This window comes from Desulfosalsimonas sp., from assembly GCF_046483245.1.
Classification (GTDB): domain Bacteria; phylum Desulfobacterota; class Desulfobacteria; order Desulfobacterales; family Desulfosalsimonadaceae; genus Desulfosalsimonas.
On sequence record NZ_JAWODO010000141.1, the window covers coordinates 1 to 15,370 of the forward strand.

A 15,370-nucleotide genomic window follows, 5' to 3' on the forward strand; every position below is an offset into this window, starting at 1 on the left:
CCGTGGTTCTTGATCTTGAGACCGGCGAAATCCTTTTTGTCAATGAAGGCAAGGACGCTGAGGCAGTATTGCCTTTCTTGTACAAACTCAAACGAAAAAAGGTTCGGCTATCTGCAGTGGCTATTGACATGTCCCCGGCTTACATCAAAGCTGTCCGTGAAGTGTTCCCGGATGTCGATATTGTTCATGATCCCTATCATGTGGTGGCCATGGTCAATCAGGCCATTGATGAAACCCGCAGGGATATCGCCCGGGATCTTTATGAAACCGAGCGTCAATGCATCAAGGGAAGCCGGTTTCTTTTGCTCAAGGGCATGGAAAACCTTTCGAAAAATGGCTTTGATCGGTTGATGGATTTAACGGAAATCAATGAACCCCTTTATCTGGCCTATCTTTTGAAAGAAGATCTCCGCATGTTCTGGGCTTTCGACAATGCAAAAAGTGGCCGGAATTTCCTGGATCATTGGATCTCGCAGGCCAAAGATTTAGGCATAAAGCATTTTACCAAACTGGCTGAAACCATAGAGCGGCATCGACAAGGGCTTCTTGCTTATTTTAATCATCGGATCTCTACCGCTCCGCTCGAAGGGATGAACAATAAAATCAAAACACTCAAACGCCAAGCATACGGCTTCAGGGATAATTGGTACTTCAAGCTCCGATTATATTTTATTCACGAATCCATCCCGGCATTTCCCGGATGAATCATAAAAATTGACCTGAAGAGGAAATTATATCATGATCAGATCGGCGGCTTTTGTCAAAAAGCACATCTGCCACCAAGATATAGGCCCTTCACATCATATGGCAAAAAGCATTTTTTAAAACCTTTGATATCACATAACAGATGAGCTTTCAGACTTCTTTAAATACTAATACCGGCGTAATTCAAGAAACCATCAGCGGCATTGTGGACCGGGTTACATTTCATAACCCGGAAAATGGATGGGCGATCCTGCGCGTCCGCCCGTTTGACAACCCCCACCAAATTGAAACCGTAATTGTTCATCAGATGAAAGTCTTTGCCGGTGCTACCATGGAATTTAATGGGGCATGGACCTACCATAAACAATACGGACGCCAGTTCAAGGCTGTTGAGGCAATTGAAAAAAAACCCGCAACAACCGCCGCCCTTGAGAAATATCTGGGCTCAGGGCTGATAAAGGGTGTCGGGCCCAAAACCGCAAAGAAAATCGTCAACCACTTCGGGGAAAATACCCTTGATATTTTTGAAAACGACATTGAAAAGCTCGTTGAGGTCCCGGGAATCGCAAATAAAAAACTTGAGATGATCAACACTGCCTGGGTTGAACACCGGGCAATCCGCAACGTGATGATGTTTCTCCAGTCTCATGGCATCAGTACCCTTTTTGCCGTTCGCATTTACAAGGAATATGGCGATGATGCCATACAATTGGTAAATGATGATCCGTATCGGCTGGCCAACGATTTTTACGGCATTGGTTTCTTTTCTGCCGACAAGGTGGCGCTCAGTATCGGACTGGACAAAGACAGTCCCCAGCGAATCACCGCCGGCATAAAACATGTTCTGGCAGCCAGCAGGGAATCCGGGCATTGTTTTTTGACAGAGTCCCAGATCCTGAGTCAGGTGCAGGAGCTGCTGGAGTTAGATTTAACGGACAGGCTTGGTGATTACCTAAAACAGATGGAGCAAGACAAGCTGCTGATGGTCCGGGAGCTTGAGCTTTCCGATAAAACAGAGCGCTGCTTTTATTCAAAGTCCCTTTATTTTGATGAACTCTATGTCGCCACAAGACTCAGAAACATCGGCAACCCGCCCCAAGTGGATAAACAGCGCGTTGAGGACTGGATAAACCGATACTGTCAGGCAAACAAGCTTTCCTTGAGTGATGAACAGGCCCGTGCCGTAAAAAACATCGTGTGTGAAAAATTCTCCATTCTGACCGGTGGGCCCGGATGCGGCAAAACAACAACCACCCTGACCATTGTACGCCTTCTTGAGGCGATGAAGTTGAAAGTATTGCTTGCTGCCCCGACCGGCAGGGCAGCTCAGCGCATGACAGATGTAATAGGGCGTGAATCAAAGACCATCCACAGGTTACTGGGATGGAAGCTTGGGGGTTTCCAGAAAAATGAAGAAGATCCTTTAGATGTTGATTTTTTGGTTGTTGATGAATGCTCCATGCTCGACATCAGCTTGACCGCAGCTTTGCTCAAAGCCGTGCCGGCTACCAGCCAGGTGCTATTCATAGGTGATGCAGATCAACTTCCCTCGGTCGGTGCCGGAAACGTGATCAAAGACATGATTGCATCCTCTAAAATACCCTGTTTCCGTTTGACTGAGATTTTCAGACAGGCGCAAGCATCCCAGATTATCAAATATGCTCATCAGATTAACAGGGGAAACATGCCCCGCATCGACTCCCCCTTTGATAAACCCGAAATATGGCAAAATGGTACCGACTGCTTCTTTATGGATTCCGATGAAGCCACAAAGGAGCAAATCACTTTTATAAATAGGGTCAAGCGGCTGTTTGATACCCATGATCAGGAACATAAACCGGATGACAACCTCTATGAATTTCGCGTTAATGATGAACTTGCCCCTTATGAGACGGAAGTAACAGTCCCGAAGAAATTTCAGCATGTGAACGTGGAGGAGGTATACAATTCCCAGACCAGGGTGGAAGAATTGATAGCGGTATTAGAAAAGGTTCACCCGTGGTCCTCTCTGCACTATAACCTCTCGGCTTCTGATGTGATCCGCAAGCTTTATACTGAATGGATTCCGAAGTATTTTGGCAGTGATTGTGAAATACAGGTCCTTTCGCCAATGACCCGCGGGAGTTTAGGGACTGTCAGTATGAACCGAGTGATTCAGGAAACAGCAAATCCTGCAAGAGAGGGGATCAGCCAGTTAAAAGTGGGGGAAAGAATTTTCAGGCAGGGGGACCGGGTCATTCATAGAAGGAATAATTATGACCTGGGTGTTTTTAACGGGGACATCGGTGTTATCACCAAAATTGACAACCAGGAGCTCACTTGCAGAGTTGAATTTTTTCCAGATAGCCGGTGTGTTTTATATCAGAAAGAAAATATTTTCGAGCTGGATCTGGCTTATGCCGTAACAATTCACAAATCGCAGGGCAGCGAATTTGAAATAGTGATTATACCGGTGCTGACTCAACACTTTAAGATGTTTTTCCGGAATCTTTTGTATACTGGACTGACAAGGGCCAGGAAATATGCATTTTTTGTTGGGACGCGAAAGGCGTTGGCAATGGCAGTCAAGAATCAGGATATCAGTCAACGGCAAACGGCTTTGAAGGAGCTGATCTCAGCTTGATCATGGTATTTAAAGGTGTGAATGAATCCAAATCCCTTTGAAAAACCCGTAGAGGGGATGCTGCAGACCCGGATGGTAAAGGATACGGCAGTTCTAATGCAAAAAGCAGTAGAGGATTGCATTGAAAGCAACATCCTTATCAACAACCAGGCCGGCGGCAAAGCCCCTTTTATTGCACAGCGTATTGTTGAAGAATATTTGGCAAAATAGTCACGGTGCATGCCGGTGGTTTTTATTATGCAGCAGTCTCACAGATTTTTGATCTTTTGAGACGCGACATGGAGCCAGTACCAACTCTGTTAGAATCCTGGTACTTTTGAACCAAATTGGCTGAATTTTTTGAACTCATTGAACCTATTGAAGGAACGAAAAATCTATATAATCGGCTGATTTTAAAGGTAAAGCCACGTGTATCAAGGATTTTGTTTTTTGGGGGCGGAGAATATTCGAGTCTCGCCTCCGGCACCATTTTTTTGTTTTAACTTCAATGTGTTCATTTTTAATCACCCTTGGCGCAGCCTTTTTCCCGGCACCACGCCATTTTCCATAGCCCGGCTCATGGGGCGGTCACGGTGTTTTGGGCTATGAAATCTTTTCCGTATTTCTGGGCGGAAAAAGGAATTCCCGGCACCTGTATCCGGTAGGCAATAATGAGCACAAACATAACCGCAGAAAGGAGCCTCATATGAAAGCACTGATTATCTGTTTTTCCCAGACCGGCAATACGCACAAAATCGCAGAATGCATTTACCAGGGCATCACAGCGGCAGGAAGCCAATGTGAGATGAAGACCCTGAATGAGACAGACCCCGAATCCCTGTCCGAATATGACATCATAGGACTCGGATCCCCGGTGTTCTGGTATAAGGAGCCGCTCAATGTGCAGGATTTCATTGAGACATTGCCGGATCAAAATAGCCGGCACTGGTTTGTGTTCTGCACCCACGCCAACGTGATCGGCAATTTTTTCCCTTCCATCACAGAGAAGCTGACCAAAAAGGGCGCCAAGGTCATCGGATTTCACAACAGTTATGCGGATCTCACGGTTCCGTTTTATCCCTATCCCAGCTACACCACCGGCCACCCGGATGAAATCGACTTTCAGGAGGCAAAAGCCTTTGGCCACAATATCGTGGAGCGCAGCGTGCAGATTCAAAAAACCGGTGATGATGGACTGATTCCCGAGCCCGGCCCGGTGTCCTCCGAGGAGTGGATCGAGGAGAGCAAAACCATGACCAGGGAGAAAATCAGCCGGATCATACCCGAATTTACCATTAACACGGAAACCTGTATCCAGTGCCGCCTGTGCGAGGAAAACTGCCCGGTCGGCGGCATCGACATTGATGCTGAGCCACCGCGCATTCAGGATCCCTGCATTTATTGCTGGCGCTGCGTGAGCATTTGCCCGACACTATCGGTGGAGGCCGACTGGGAGCCGCTTGTGGCAATGGCGCCGGCCAATTACGCCCGGTACAGAAAAGAGCTGGAAAAGGCCGCTGCCCGAGGGGAATTTCGATGGCTCATTGATCCGGATACCATTGATCTCAATGACCCGCTTTATAAGCAATGGCAGCGGCAATTGAAAAATAAAGAAAACAAAAAAAAGAAATAACACAAACCCGCGGCGCAGCTATTGCGCGCGCAGGCGCTCAAGCAGTTTTGCGGAAGGATAACCGTCTGCGGCCAGATTATGGTTTTTCTGGAAGGCACGGATGGCAGCCCGGGTGCGCGGGCCCGGCACGCCGTCTGCCCTGCCGGCGTCAAAGCCCAGGCGGTTTAAGTTCTGCTGGATTTCCATGATCTGATTTCGCGAAAGGGTTTCATCGGGCGCATTCGGGTGGAAAAAAACCGGCGGCAGGCCAACAATGCGGTCTGCCAGGTGGCCTACGGATATGGCATAGTTCACAGACCGGTTCCAGCGCATTATCGCGCGGAAATTGTCAAATACAAGAAATGCCGGGCCGTTTTCCCCCTGGGGCAGAACAATCGATCCCTGCGTGGCCGTATTGGCAAGCGCTGTGCCGTCTGCGGCCTGCACACCCAGGTTTTTCCATTTTTCCACGCTTTTTTTCTTGTCCAGGGTGGCAAGGGACAGGTCAAAGTCCTTTGGGAGTCGGACCTGACGGCCCCAGATCTGATCCGGCTCCCACCCGATGTGGGAAAGAAAGTTGGCTGCAGAGGCAAAGGCGTCGGGCAGGCTGTCCCAGATATCCTTGCGCCCGTTTCCGGTATAGTCCAGGGCGTACTGGTCAAAGGTGGATGGCATAAACTGCATGTGCCCCATGGCCCCGGCCCAGGAGCCGGTCATATCCTGCGGCCGCACATGGCCCTGGTCAATTATTTTCAGAGCGTGGATGAGCTCGGCGCGGAAAAAATCGGCCCGTCGCCGGTCATAAGCCAGTGTGGCCAAGGCTTCAACCGCCTGAAACCCGCCCATGTGATCGCCGAAATGGGTCTCCAGACCCCAGAAGGCAATAAGGTAGCGCGGGGCCACCCCGTATTCATCATAAATATTTTCCAGCAGGTCCCGGTGTTTTTCCAGCAGAGCCCGGCCCCGGTAGATCCGCTTCCGGGTGACCCGGCGACGCAGATAGCTTCGAAAGCTCCGGGTGAACTCCGGCTGGCGACGGTCTAACTCCACCACCCGGCGGACCGGAACAAGATCGCCCAGGGCTGCATCCAGGGTCTTTTCGGATATGCCCGCCTTTTTTGCCTCATTTCGCAGTCCGTCGAGCCATTTGTAAAAATCTCGGTCAGATACAGAGTCATTGACTTTTCCGGGCTGCCCGGCGCAGGCGGTCTGAAGGCCCGCAGCCGCAACCAAGGCCAGGCCGAGCACAGCTGCTGCGAGACCAAATGAAAACGTGCCGGCTGCACGCGTTTTGACGCATTGAAATATCATGTGTGCCGGTTCCTTTAGTTCTTCAGGGGGTTGCACCTGTGGCACTGGTTTTTTTGTCCTGGTTTTCAGAAAAAAGTTTTTTATAGTCCCCGTATCCTTCGGCTGCAAGCCGATGGGCCGGGATAAAGCGCAATGCCGCGGAGTTCATGCAGTAGCGTTTGCCTGTGGGCGGCGGACCGTCGTCAAACACGTGGCCCAGATGGGAGTCGGCAATGCGGCTGCGCACCTCCGTGCGGGTCATAAACAGGCTCACATCGGCTTTTTCCACCACTGCATCCGGGGCAACCGGCCGGGTAAAGCTGGGCCAGCCGGTACCGGACTTGTACTTGTCCGTGGAGGCAAAAAGCGGCTCGCCGGAGACGATATCCACGTACAAACCGGCCTCGGTGTTATCCCAGTAAGCGTTGTCAAACGGGTGTTCCGTGCCATTTTCCTGTGTAACGTGATATTGCAGCTTTGACAACCGGTTTCGGATCTCCTCGTCAGGGGGCCGGCTCCAGGACGTCGCGGGCGGGATGTCATCGGGTCCATGAGCTTTTGGTTCGTCATTTTTCTGCCAGTGCTTTTGAATGAATCGGTCCCGGCCGGATCCGAAACGGTACATCTTGTAGCGCAGGGGGTTTTTTTCGTGATAATCCTGGTGATAGGCTTCTGCCGGGTAAAATGCGGTATAGGGATGGATCTCGGTGGCCACCCGGGCCTGAAACCGGCCGGATGCGTCAAGTGCGGTTTTTGCGGCTTCTGCCCGGTCTTTCTGGTCATCTGAATGAAAAAAGATCACAGACCGGTACTGGGGGCCGCGGTCGGCAAACGAGCCGCCGGCGTCTGTGGGATCGATCTGGCGCCAGAAAATCTCAAGCAGCTGGTCATAGCTGATGAGCGCCGGATCATAGGTGATCTGCACGGCTTCCACGTGCGCGGTTGCACCCGAGCTGACCTGTTCGTATGTGGGGTTCTCCATACTGCCGCCGGCGTATCCGGAAACCACGGAACTCACCCCTTCAAGGTTTTCAAAGGGCGGGACCATGCACCAGAAGCAGCCGCCGGCAAATGTTGCAATGCGCGTTTCTGCGGGTTGATCCATTGTGTTCATTGCATGGGACTCCTTTTGTTGCGATGTCTCAAAACCGGCGAGAAAAACCGCAGCAGCCGTGATCACCAGCAGGCAGGTCAGTATTTGTTTTTTTGTTTTCATCAGCGGTCTTCCTTTGCCTTTTTGCATAAATCCGGGTCTGGACCAATAAGATAATACGGATGCAGCATCCGGCAATCTATGGTTTGATATTTTTGATCCGAATTGATATTTGAAAAGGAAAAAAAGGCGGGACAATGGCAAAAAACAAGACAGCAACCGATTGTATCGTGTTTCCCCTGGATCTGCCCACCGTGGCCAAGGCCGCCGGATATGCCCGGCAGCTTTCGGGCAGGGTGGGGATGTTTAAGATCGGCCTGGAGCTGTTTATCGCAGGCGGGGGGCAAATCATTGAAACCATCCGTGAATGCGGGGATTCAGATATCTTTCTGGACCTGAAACTCCACGACATTCCGGCCACCGTGGGCCGGGCCATGGAGTGCATTGCCGCATGGGACGGGGTGGTCTTTGCCACGGTGCACTGCGGGGAATCTCCCGCCATGATCAAAGCTGCGGTCAACGGCAGCAGCGGCCGGGTGGGCGTGCTGGGAGTAACCCTTTTGACAAGTGTTTCCGGAAAGGATTTGCAAAATGCCGGGTTTGATCCGACCTATGCCGATAATCCCGGGGCTCTGGTCATGAAGCGGGCGCAGATGGCCCGGGATGCCGGATGCGCCGGGGTTGTTTGCTCGGGCCACGAGGCTGCGGCTATCAAGGCCCAATTCGGCAGCGATTTTGTCACCATGGTGCCGGGCATCCGGCCGGACTGGTCGGTTGGAAAAGACGATCAAAAGCGGGTGGTCACCCCGGGGCAGGCCGTGGAAAACGGGGCGGATTACCTGGTCATCGGCCGGCCCATCCGGGATGCGGATGATCCCGGAAAAGCCGTGGAACAAATCGCCGCTGAAATCCGTGAAGCCGTGGGCGGCGGCCTCGCCTAAGCACTGGTCAGGCAGCGGTAAAGCCCGGGCTTAAATGCCGAAAAACAGCCGCTTGAAAACCAGGGCCAGGATCACTGCGGCCACGATGAGCACCACGATGAGCTGGTCAGGGGAAAAGCTTTTCATGGCCTGATTTGCAATGCCTCCTGGCGGCGCGTTACTCGTTGTCAAGATCAAATGCCGTGTGAAGGGCCCGAATGGCCAGTTCCGTGTATTTTTCCTCGATAACGCAGGAAATCCGGATTTCCGAGGTGGAGATCATCAGGATGTTGATGTTTTCCGCAGACAGGGTGGCAAACATTTTCGAGGCCACCCCGGAGTGGCTGCGCATGCCCACCCCGATCACCGAAACCTTGGCGATATCCTCGTCGCCGAGCACTTCCTCCGCCCCGATTTCTTCGGCCACCTTTTTTTCGATCTCCATGGCTGCGGCAAAGTCGGATTTGGGAACCGTAAAGGTCAGATCGGTCATGTGACTCAAACGGGTGTTCTGGATGATCATGTCCACCCCGATGCCGGCTTCGGCAATGGGGGCAAGGATCTTTGAGGCAATGCCCGGCTTGTCGGGCACCTTGCGCAGGGTGATGCGCGCTTCGTTCTTGTTGTGGGTAACCCCGGAGACCACGACCTTTTCCATATTGGCATCTTCATGAACCACCATGGTTCCTTCCTCCTCGTTAAACGATGACCTGACGTGCAGGGGCACGTTGTATTTTTTGGCAAACTCAACGGATCGGATCTGGAGGACCTTGGCCCCCAGGCTGGCCATTTCCAGCATTTCGTCGTAGGCGATGCGCGACAGCTTGCGCGCTTTGGCGCAGATGTTGGGATCGGCCGTGTAAATGCCGTCCACATCCGTGTAGATCTCGCACTGGTCGGCCTTTAAGGCCGCGGCAACGGCCACTGCAGAGGTATCCGAGCCGCCTCGGCCCAGGGTGGTGATATCGCCCTGGGCGTCCACGCCCTGAAATCCGGCCACCACCACGATGTTGCCCTGTCCCAGCAAATCCTTGATGCGCCGGGCGCCGATTTCCTGGATCCGGGCGCGGTTGTAGCTGCTGTCGGTGATGATCTCGGCCTGGTGGCCCAGCATGGAGCGGGCCTTGTATCCCATGGCCTGAAGCGTCATGGCCATCAGCGACACTGTGGTCTGCTCGCCTGTGGCCAGAAGCACGTCCATTTCCCGGCAGTCCGGGGTGCCGCAGATATTGCCGGCCATGGATATCAACTGATCGGTGACCCCGCTCATGGCAGACAGAATCACCACAACGTCGTTTCCCGCATCCCGGGTTCGGGCCACGCGTTTGGCCACGTTTCGGATCCGGTCCAGATCGCCCACCGATGTTCCGCCGTATTTTTGCACTATCAACGCCATATCGCGTTATCCTCGCAGAGATTGAAAGTCCTTTGTTTTTTGTAAGGCTCCTACCAGATTTGGGGCATCCGGTCCATAAAAATTCAGGACAAAATCCCGTCTGTTATTTCCGCAGACCCGGATCCGGATGAAGATATCCGGCCTGAGATCGGCAAAATCCAGGCGCTCAGCCCATTCCACGGCCACCACGTTTGAACCCTCAAATATGTCGTCAAAACCCAGGTCCTCGAGATCCCCGCTACCGTCAATGCGGTAGAGATCCACGTGAAACAGCCGGCGGTCTCCCGAGTATTCATTGATCAGGGTGTATGTGGGGCTGGTGACAGCCGCGCGCTCATCCACACCCAGGCCCCGGGCCAGACCCTGGACAAAAACGGTCTTGCCCGCCCCGAGATCTCCGCCAAGACCGATCACGCAGGGCTCCTGCCGATTCTGCTGCCGGATGCAGGCGCCCAGGGCCGCGCCCAGGTCAAAGCTTTGGGCGTGGCTTTGGGTGCTTGTCTTTAATACGGCCCGGGGTTCGGGAAAATCTTTTGGCAGATCAGAGCAGGGGTCGGCAGTCATGGGCCATGTCCGTAAATGCGCCGGAATCAATGGCGCCAAACGTTTCCGGCAAATAATTCATCACGTCTCCGGCCATGTACCCGACGGGTCCGCGCTTTTTGGCCAGCAGGTCTGCGGCGGCCCCCTGCAGGTAAACCCCGAGATGGCAGGCGGCATCAGCTGCCACCCCCTGGGCGGTAAATCCGGCGATCATGCCGGTTAACACATCTCCCATGCCACCGGAGGCCATGCCCGGGTTGCCCGTGGGATTTACGAAAACCCGGCCGTCCGGATGGGCGATCACGGTACGTGCGCCCTTGAGCACCAGGTGCACCCCGTGGCCCTCGGCAAAGCTCCGGGCTGCCCTCACCCGGTCGGCCTGGATTTCCGCCGAGGAAGTTTCTGTCAGCCGGGCCATTTCCCCGGGGTGCGGGGTAAGAATGATTTCGGCACGCTTTTTTTTCAGCACCTCCAGGCGCCCGGCCAGGTTGTTTAACCCGTCTGCATCCGCCACCACGGGAACAGGGCTTTTTTCAATCAGGGCGCACACCAGTTCCCGGGTGGTGTCTGCCGTGCCCATGCCCGGGCCCAGGGCCAGGCAGGCCTTGTCTGAAAGCATGGAAACAATGGGCTCCAGGCTGTCTTTGCCCAGAATTCCGCCCCGGGCTTCTGCCAGGGGGTGGGTCATGGTCTCCAGGCCCCGGGTCTCCACGATGGTGTTGATGCTTTCAGGCACGGCCAGGGTTACCAGGCCCGCGCCAGTGCGCATGGCCGCAGTGGCGGTCATGACAGCAGCCCCGGATTTGCCGGTGCTGCCGGCGGCCACCAGCACGTGGCCGGTCTGCCCTTTGTGGCTCTGTTGGTCCCGGACTGGCAGCCGGGAGCGGATCCAACCGGAGGTGAGCAGCTGGTGGCATGGATTTGCCGCCCGGACAATGTGTGTGGGGATGCCGATGTCGATGATAAACAGTTTTCCAGTGTATCGGGCACCGGGCAGCAGCATGTGGCCCAGCTTGGCAAAGGCAAACGTGGCCGTTGCATCGGCCTTTACGCAGATGCCGCATGGCTGGCCGGTTTCCGTGTGCAGGCCCGAGGCGATATCTACGCAAAATACCGGTGCAGCCACCTGATTGATGAAATCAATGACGTCTCTGAAATACCCCTTTACCTCGGAATCCAGCCCTGTGCCCAAAATCGCGTCAACTATCAGATGACACCCCGCAATTTCCTCCTTGCATCGGCTGAAGGTGAGGTCATCGGCCATTTCCGTGACTGGTATGCCCAGGGTTTCAAGGTGCTTGAAATTGGCGGCCGCATCCCCCCTGAGCCGGTCCCGGGAAGCCAGCAGATACACGGCCGCGTCCACGCCGTGTTGGGCAAGGTAGCGGGCGATCACAAATCCGTCTCCGCCGTTGTTGCCTTTTCCGGCGATAACCGCCACCCTGTGGCTGTAGATCTCCGGCCAGGTATTAAAAATGGCGCGCGCCGCGCCGCGGCCGGCGTTTTCCATAAGCACCCGGCCGGGCAGGCCGAAGGTTTTAATGGTCTGCCGGTCCATCTCCCGCATTTCATCGGCTGTCAGGATATACATCACAACTCCTTGATCAGTTTGCGCATTTCCCGCACGGCCTTTTCCATGCCCGCCAGGGCGGCCCTGGAGACAATGGAATGGCCGATGCTGAATTCGTCAATGGTTTGTGTGCCGGCAAACCACCCGATGGTGTTGTAGCAAAGCCCATGGCCGGCATTGACCCCCAGGCCCAGCTCATGGGCCAGGTGTGCGGCATCTGTTATGGCTGAAAACAGGGCCTTTTTATCCGCCGGATCACAGGCCTCGCAGAATGCGCCCGTGTGGATTTCCACCATGTCCGCACCGGTATAGGCGGAAGCGCGGATTTGTCCGGCATCCGGGTCGATAAACAAGCTTACCGGGATGGACGCACTGTGAAGGGATTCAACGGCTTTTTCAGTGGCTTCTGCCAAGCCGCGCACATCCAGGCCCCCCTCGGTGGTCAACTCGGCTCGCTTTTCCGGCACCAGGGTCACCAGATCGGGCCTGACGTCCGCAGCAATGGCGATCATTTCATTCGTGGCCGCCATTTCAAGGATCAGCCGCGATTGCACGGTTTTTCTCAGCAGATATACGTCCCGGTCCTGGATGTGGCGGCGGTCTTCGCGAAGATGTACCACAATGCCGTCAGCCCCGCCGAGTTCGGCCAGCACGGCCGCGTGCACCGGGTCCGGGTAAGCGGTGGCACCGCCCCTTGCCTGGCGCAGGGTTGCAATGTGATCCACGTTGACTGCCAGTCCGGCCATGGTTTTTTCCTTTCTTTATCTTTGTTTCTGCCCTGTTGCGGAAAACCGTTCAGGCCGGGGCTATCATCTGCCCCGGGTTTTCCGGAAGATTGTTTTTTTTCAGGTGCTCTGTCAGCGCCCGGCTTTTTTCCGCCATCTGCCGGGCGTCTGCATCGTTGGTTTCATGATCGTATCCCAGCAGATGCAAAATACCATGAATCAGGAGTTCAGTAAACCGCTCCGTCATGGTGTATTGCGCCTCCACGGCCTCTTTTTCCGCGGTTTGAAGCGAGATGATCACGTCTCCGAGCAATTCGGGCTGCACTTCCGGAAATTCCGGATCTCCCATGGGAAAGGCGATCACGTTGGTGGGCCCGGATCGGTTGAGGTATTGGTGGTTGATCTCTGCGATCTGCTCGTCGTCTGTGATCACAAGGGAGAGTTCGGCTTCAGCCTTGTCCAAGGCGTTTAAGAGTTCCCGGGCGGTCGTCTGTATTTGATCCGTTGATATTTTGTAAAGACTCTGGTTGTTTGTGATCAGAACGGCCATTTTTTTCCTTTGCACTGCCTGGGGTTGGCTTTTCCGGGTAATCGATTCTGTGATGATAGATTCCGGTCAGGATTTTCATGAAGCTTTTGGCGATATGGTGCAGGTCCTTTAATGTCAGGGGGCATTCATCGAGCTGGTTGTCTGAAAAGGTCTTGTTGATCAGCTGCTGCACCAGGCCCTGGATGCGCGAGGCCGTGGGATGCTCCACTGTGCGCGCGGCCGCCTCCACCTGGTCGGCAAGCATGACCAGCGCGGTTTCCTTGGTCTGGGGTTTGGGGCCCGGATAGCGGAAGTTGTCAATGTTGACCGGCTGGTCTTTTTTCTGTTTTTTGGCTTTTTCGTAAAAATAGCTGATCAGGCTGGTCCCGTGGTGCTGGCGGATGGCATCGATGATTTCCTGGCCCAGCTTGTTGGCCCGGGCCATCTCCACGCCGTTTTTCACGTGCGAGATCAGAATCAGACACGACATGGACGGGGCCAGCTTGTTGTGTATGTTTTTGGCCTCGCTTTGGTTTTCAATAAAGTGAAGGGGGTTTTTGAGCTTTCCGATATCGTGATAGTAGCCGCAAACCTTTGCAAGAAGGGGGTTGGCCCCGATTTCCGAGGCTGCCGCCTCCACCAGGGAGCCCACGATCACGCTGTGGTGATAGGTGCCGGGCGCTTCTAACATCAGCCGTCGCATCAGGGGCTGGTCCAGGTTGGACAGCTCCAGCAGGGTGCTGTCTGTGGTAAAACCGAATCCCATTTCCACCAGCGGGGCCACTCCGATGGTGACAATGCTTGCGCTGATGCCGCCGATAAAGGCAAATGTCCAGTCCCAGAAAATTTCCGGCACTCCGAGGTTGAGACTGTAGATATTGATGATGGCCACCAGCGCCATGTTAAACAGGCCCAGCTTGGCCCCGGCTTTGATCAAATCCCTGCGGTGCCGGCAGTGGCGCGACCAGTAGGCGCCCATCACGCTGTTGATCAGAAAATACAGGCTCATGAGATAGGCGTTTTCAAACAGCAGGCCCGTGAGCAGGGCCGTGACAACGGCTATGGGAAATGCCACGGAAAAACCCATGAACTGGCAGATAATCATGGCCCCGGCCGCCAGGGGAATGCCGTAGAACATGCAGGAGGCATTCAGGGAAAATGTCATCTCCTCTGACAGGGACACGGCCAGGGAAGCCGAAACCTGTGCGATCAGAAAGGCGCTGACCATGACCGCGGCCAGAAACAAAAGCCGGCCTGAGGGGTTGTGGGCTATTTCCGGGCGGTGGCGCAGATGGATGAGATAGGTGACCATTAGCAGGACAAAAATGATCAGCCCGGTGCCCAGGGCCTTTCCCAGAAGCTCCTTTTTTCCCCCCTGGTGGGCTATGGCCTGGAGTTTGAGCATGTCGGTTTCTGAGATGCGCTCGCCTTCCCGCAGAATCATTTCGCCCTTCTTGATCTGGTACATGATGGGCTTGATGGCTTCTTCCGCGGCATCGCGCCGTTTTTCGGTCTCGCTTTTATTTAAGGTGATATTGGGCTGCACCAGGCGCTGGGTAAAGTCCACGATCAGGTTGACCAGGTTGTATTCCATGCCCTTTAGCATGGGATCGCCGATGATGCGTACCATGGTCTTGGCCTGATCCAGGCTGTAGAACTGCCGCAAATTGGTAATGTGGCGCTCGTTTCCGCTTCCCACGGTTTTTAAGACAATGCCCCTGTGGTTTTCCCGCAGCAGCAGCTCCTTGTTGGAAACCACCCCGTTTGTCATCACCTCGGTGAGAATCCGGTTTATCAGTTCGGGGATCCTCGGGGAGAACTTTTCATTGACCAGGATGCTGTAGGCGCCGTTGCTGATGGAAATGCCCAAGGCTTTTTCAAAATCCTGCTTTTTCTGCCAGACTTGGTTTTGCAGATTCAGCTTCCGGGTGCGGGCCGCGGCCTCTGACACCGGCTCGCCTTCCTTTTCGCCAAGGGCCGGGGGTTGTTCAAAAACCGCCCGGGGGATGGGAAAGGCCCTGTTAACACGTCCTTTTAACTGGTCGATCAGGGAAACATCGTGGTCGTAGACCGTAAGAACCCGGTCGCGGCTTTCCTGCTGCTTTTTGCGGGTGGCCCGGCCGTCTTCAATAAAGAAGTCCCTGGCGGCCTTGATGTTTTCATCGGCAATGTCGCCAACTTGGTACGGGGTCTGGATGACAATGAGCTTGGGATAAAAGATCAGCGTGGAAACAAGGGTGGCCGCAGCCAGGATGCCAATGACGATCCAGGCCGTGAGATTGGGCTTTTTAACTGAAATATCGGTGCGTTGGAAGATGTTCATGG

13 protein-coding genes are annotated in these 15,370 nt (G+C 54.3%); 5 read left to right on the plus strand and 8 right to left on the minus strand.

Going from position 1 to position 15,370, the window contains the following annotated elements:
- The 4 genes from R6U41_RS11975 to R6U41_RS11990 all read left to right on the plus strand — a co-directional run.
- On the plus strand, positions 1–704 hold a 704-nt coding region (locus tag R6U41_RS11975), incomplete at its 5' end, for an ISL3 family transposase (RefSeq protein ID WP_410270067.1).
- 143 nt (positions 705–847) lie between these two features.
- Complete coding sequence (locus tag R6U41_RS11980) at positions 848–3,328, plus strand: AAA family ATPase (protein ID WP_410270068.1); 2,481 nt, start codon at positions 848–850, stop codon at positions 3,326–3,328.
- Positions 3,329–3,349: 21 nt separating this feature from the next.
- Positions 3,350–3,538: a hypothetical protein gene (locus R6U41_RS11985; protein ID WP_410270069.1), complete on the plus strand. Its 189-nt coding sequence runs from the start codon at positions 3,350–3,352 to the stop codon at positions 3,536–3,538.
- 475 nt (positions 3,539–4,013) lie between these two features.
- The gene (locus R6U41_RS11990; protein WP_410270070.1) at positions 4,014–4,940 is read left to right on the plus strand and encodes an EFR1 family ferrodoxin; all 927 of its coding nucleotides are present in this window, start codon (positions 4,014–4,016) and stop codon (positions 4,938–4,940) included.
- Positions 4,941–4,958: 18 nt separating this feature from the next.
- On the opposite strand, the gene R6U41_RS11995 is transcribed toward R6U41_RS11990, so the two are convergent.
- Complete coding sequence (locus tag R6U41_RS11995; protein ID WP_410270071.1) at positions 4,959–6,275, minus strand: lytic murein transglycosylase; 1,317 nt, start codon at positions 6,273–6,275, stop codon at positions 4,959–4,961.
- Positions 6,253–7,314, minus strand: a complete 1,062-nt coding sequence (msrB, locus tag R6U41_RS12000) for a peptide-methionine (R)-S-oxide reductase MsrB (protein ID WP_410270115.1) — start codon at positions 7,312–7,314, stop codon at positions 6,253–6,255. The genes R6U41_RS11995 and msrB overlap by 23 nt, the downstream gene beginning before the upstream one ends.
- 245 nt (positions 7,315–7,559) lie before the next feature.
- Here msrB and pyrF point away from each other — a divergent pair, with 245 nt between their 5' ends.
- Entirely contained in the window at positions 7,560–8,303 is a 744-nt protein-coding gene (pyrF, locus tag R6U41_RS12005) for an orotidine-5'-phosphate decarboxylase (protein WP_410270072.1), read from the plus strand.
- A 157-nt stretch (positions 8,304–8,460) separates the two neighbouring features.
- Here the strand turns inward: pyrF and R6U41_RS12010 are convergent, their stop codons facing one another.
- Genes R6U41_RS12010 through R6U41_RS12035 form a run of 6 tightly spaced genes read right to left on the minus strand, consistent with a single transcriptional unit; the run spans position 8,461 to position 15,368 of the window.
- Complete coding sequence (locus R6U41_RS12010; protein WP_410270073.1) at positions 8,461–9,678, minus strand: aspartate kinase; 1,218 nt, start codon at positions 9,676–9,678, stop codon at positions 8,461–8,463.
- Positions 9,679–9,684: 6 nt separating this feature from the next.
- The gene (gene tsaE / locus R6U41_RS12015) at positions 9,685–10,242 is read right to left on the minus strand and encodes a tRNA (adenosine(37)-N6)-threonylcarbamoyltransferase complex ATPase subunit type 1 TsaE (RefSeq protein ID WP_410270074.1); all 558 of its coding nucleotides are present in this window, start codon (positions 10,240–10,242) and stop codon (positions 9,685–9,687) included.
- Positions 10,220–11,812: an NAD(P)H-hydrate dehydratase gene (locus tag R6U41_RS12020; RefSeq protein WP_410270075.1), complete on the minus strand. Its 1,593-nt coding sequence runs from the start codon at positions 11,810–11,812 to the stop codon at positions 10,220–10,222. The genes tsaE and R6U41_RS12020 overlap by 23 nt, the downstream gene beginning before the upstream one ends.
- Positions 11,812–12,537 (minus strand): pyridoxine 5'-phosphate synthase, encoded by a 726-nt coding sequence (locus R6U41_RS12025; RefSeq protein ID WP_410270076.1) that lies wholly within the window; start codon positions 12,535–12,537, stop codon positions 11,812–11,814. The genes R6U41_RS12020 and R6U41_RS12025 overlap by 1 nt, the downstream gene beginning before the upstream one ends.
- Before the next feature lie 49 nt (positions 12,538–12,586).
- Positions 12,587–13,066, minus strand: a complete 480-nt coding sequence (gene ybeY / locus R6U41_RS12030) for an rRNA maturation RNase YbeY (RefSeq protein WP_410270077.1) — start codon at positions 13,064–13,066, stop codon at positions 12,587–12,589.
- A complete protein-coding gene (locus tag R6U41_RS12035) occupies positions 12,966–15,368 on the minus strand; it encodes an HD family phosphohydrolase (protein ID WP_410270078.1) in 2,403 nt (800 codons plus the stop codon). The genes ybeY and R6U41_RS12035 overlap by 101 nt, the downstream gene beginning before the upstream one ends.
- Positions 15,369–15,370 lie beyond the last annotated feature (2 nt).

What these genes read in the sequence shown, in the direction of transcription:
- R6U41_RS11980 (WP_410270068.1), top strand. Translation starts at nt 848, where the DNA reads ATGAGCTTTCAGACTTCTTTAAATACTAATACCGGCGTAATTCAAGAA.
- R6U41_RS11985 (WP_410270069.1), top strand. Translation starts at nt 3,350, where the DNA reads ATGAATCCAAATCCCTTTGAAAAACCCGTAGAGGGGATGCTGCAGACC.
- R6U41_RS11990 (WP_410270070.1), top strand. Translation starts at nt 4,014, where the DNA reads ATGAAAGCACTGATTATCTGTTTTTCCCAGACCGGCAATACGCACAAA.
- msrB (WP_410270115.1), bottom strand. Translation starts at nt 7,314, where the DNA reads ATGGATCAACCCGCAGAAACGCGCATTGCAACATTTGCCGGCGGCTGC.
- pyrF (WP_410270072.1), top strand. Translation starts at nt 7,560, where the DNA reads ATGGCAAAAAACAAGACAGCAACCGATTGTATCGTGTTTCCCCTGGAT.
- R6U41_RS12010 (WP_410270073.1), bottom strand. Translation starts at nt 9,678, where the DNA reads ATGGCGTTGATAGTGCAAAAATACGGCGGAACATCGGTGGGCGATCTG.
- tsaE (WP_410270074.1), bottom strand. Translation starts at nt 10,242, where the DNA reads ATGACTGCCGACCCCTGCTCTGATCTGCCAAAAGATTTTCCCGAACCC.
- R6U41_RS12020 (WP_410270075.1), bottom strand. Translation starts at nt 11,812, where the DNA reads ATGTATATCCTGACAGCCGATGAAATGCGGGAGATGGACCGGCAGACC.
- R6U41_RS12025 (WP_410270076.1), bottom strand. Translation starts at nt 12,537, where the DNA reads ATGGCCGGACTGGCAGTCAACGTGGATCACATTGCAACCCTGCGCCAG.
- ybeY (WP_410270077.1), bottom strand. Translation starts at nt 13,066, where the DNA reads ATGGCCGTTCTGATCACAAACAACCAGAGTCTTTACAAAATATCAACG.
- R6U41_RS12035 (WP_410270078.1), bottom strand. Translation starts at nt 15,368, where the DNA reads ATGAACATCTTCCAACGCACCGATATTTCAGTTAAAAAGCCCAATCTC.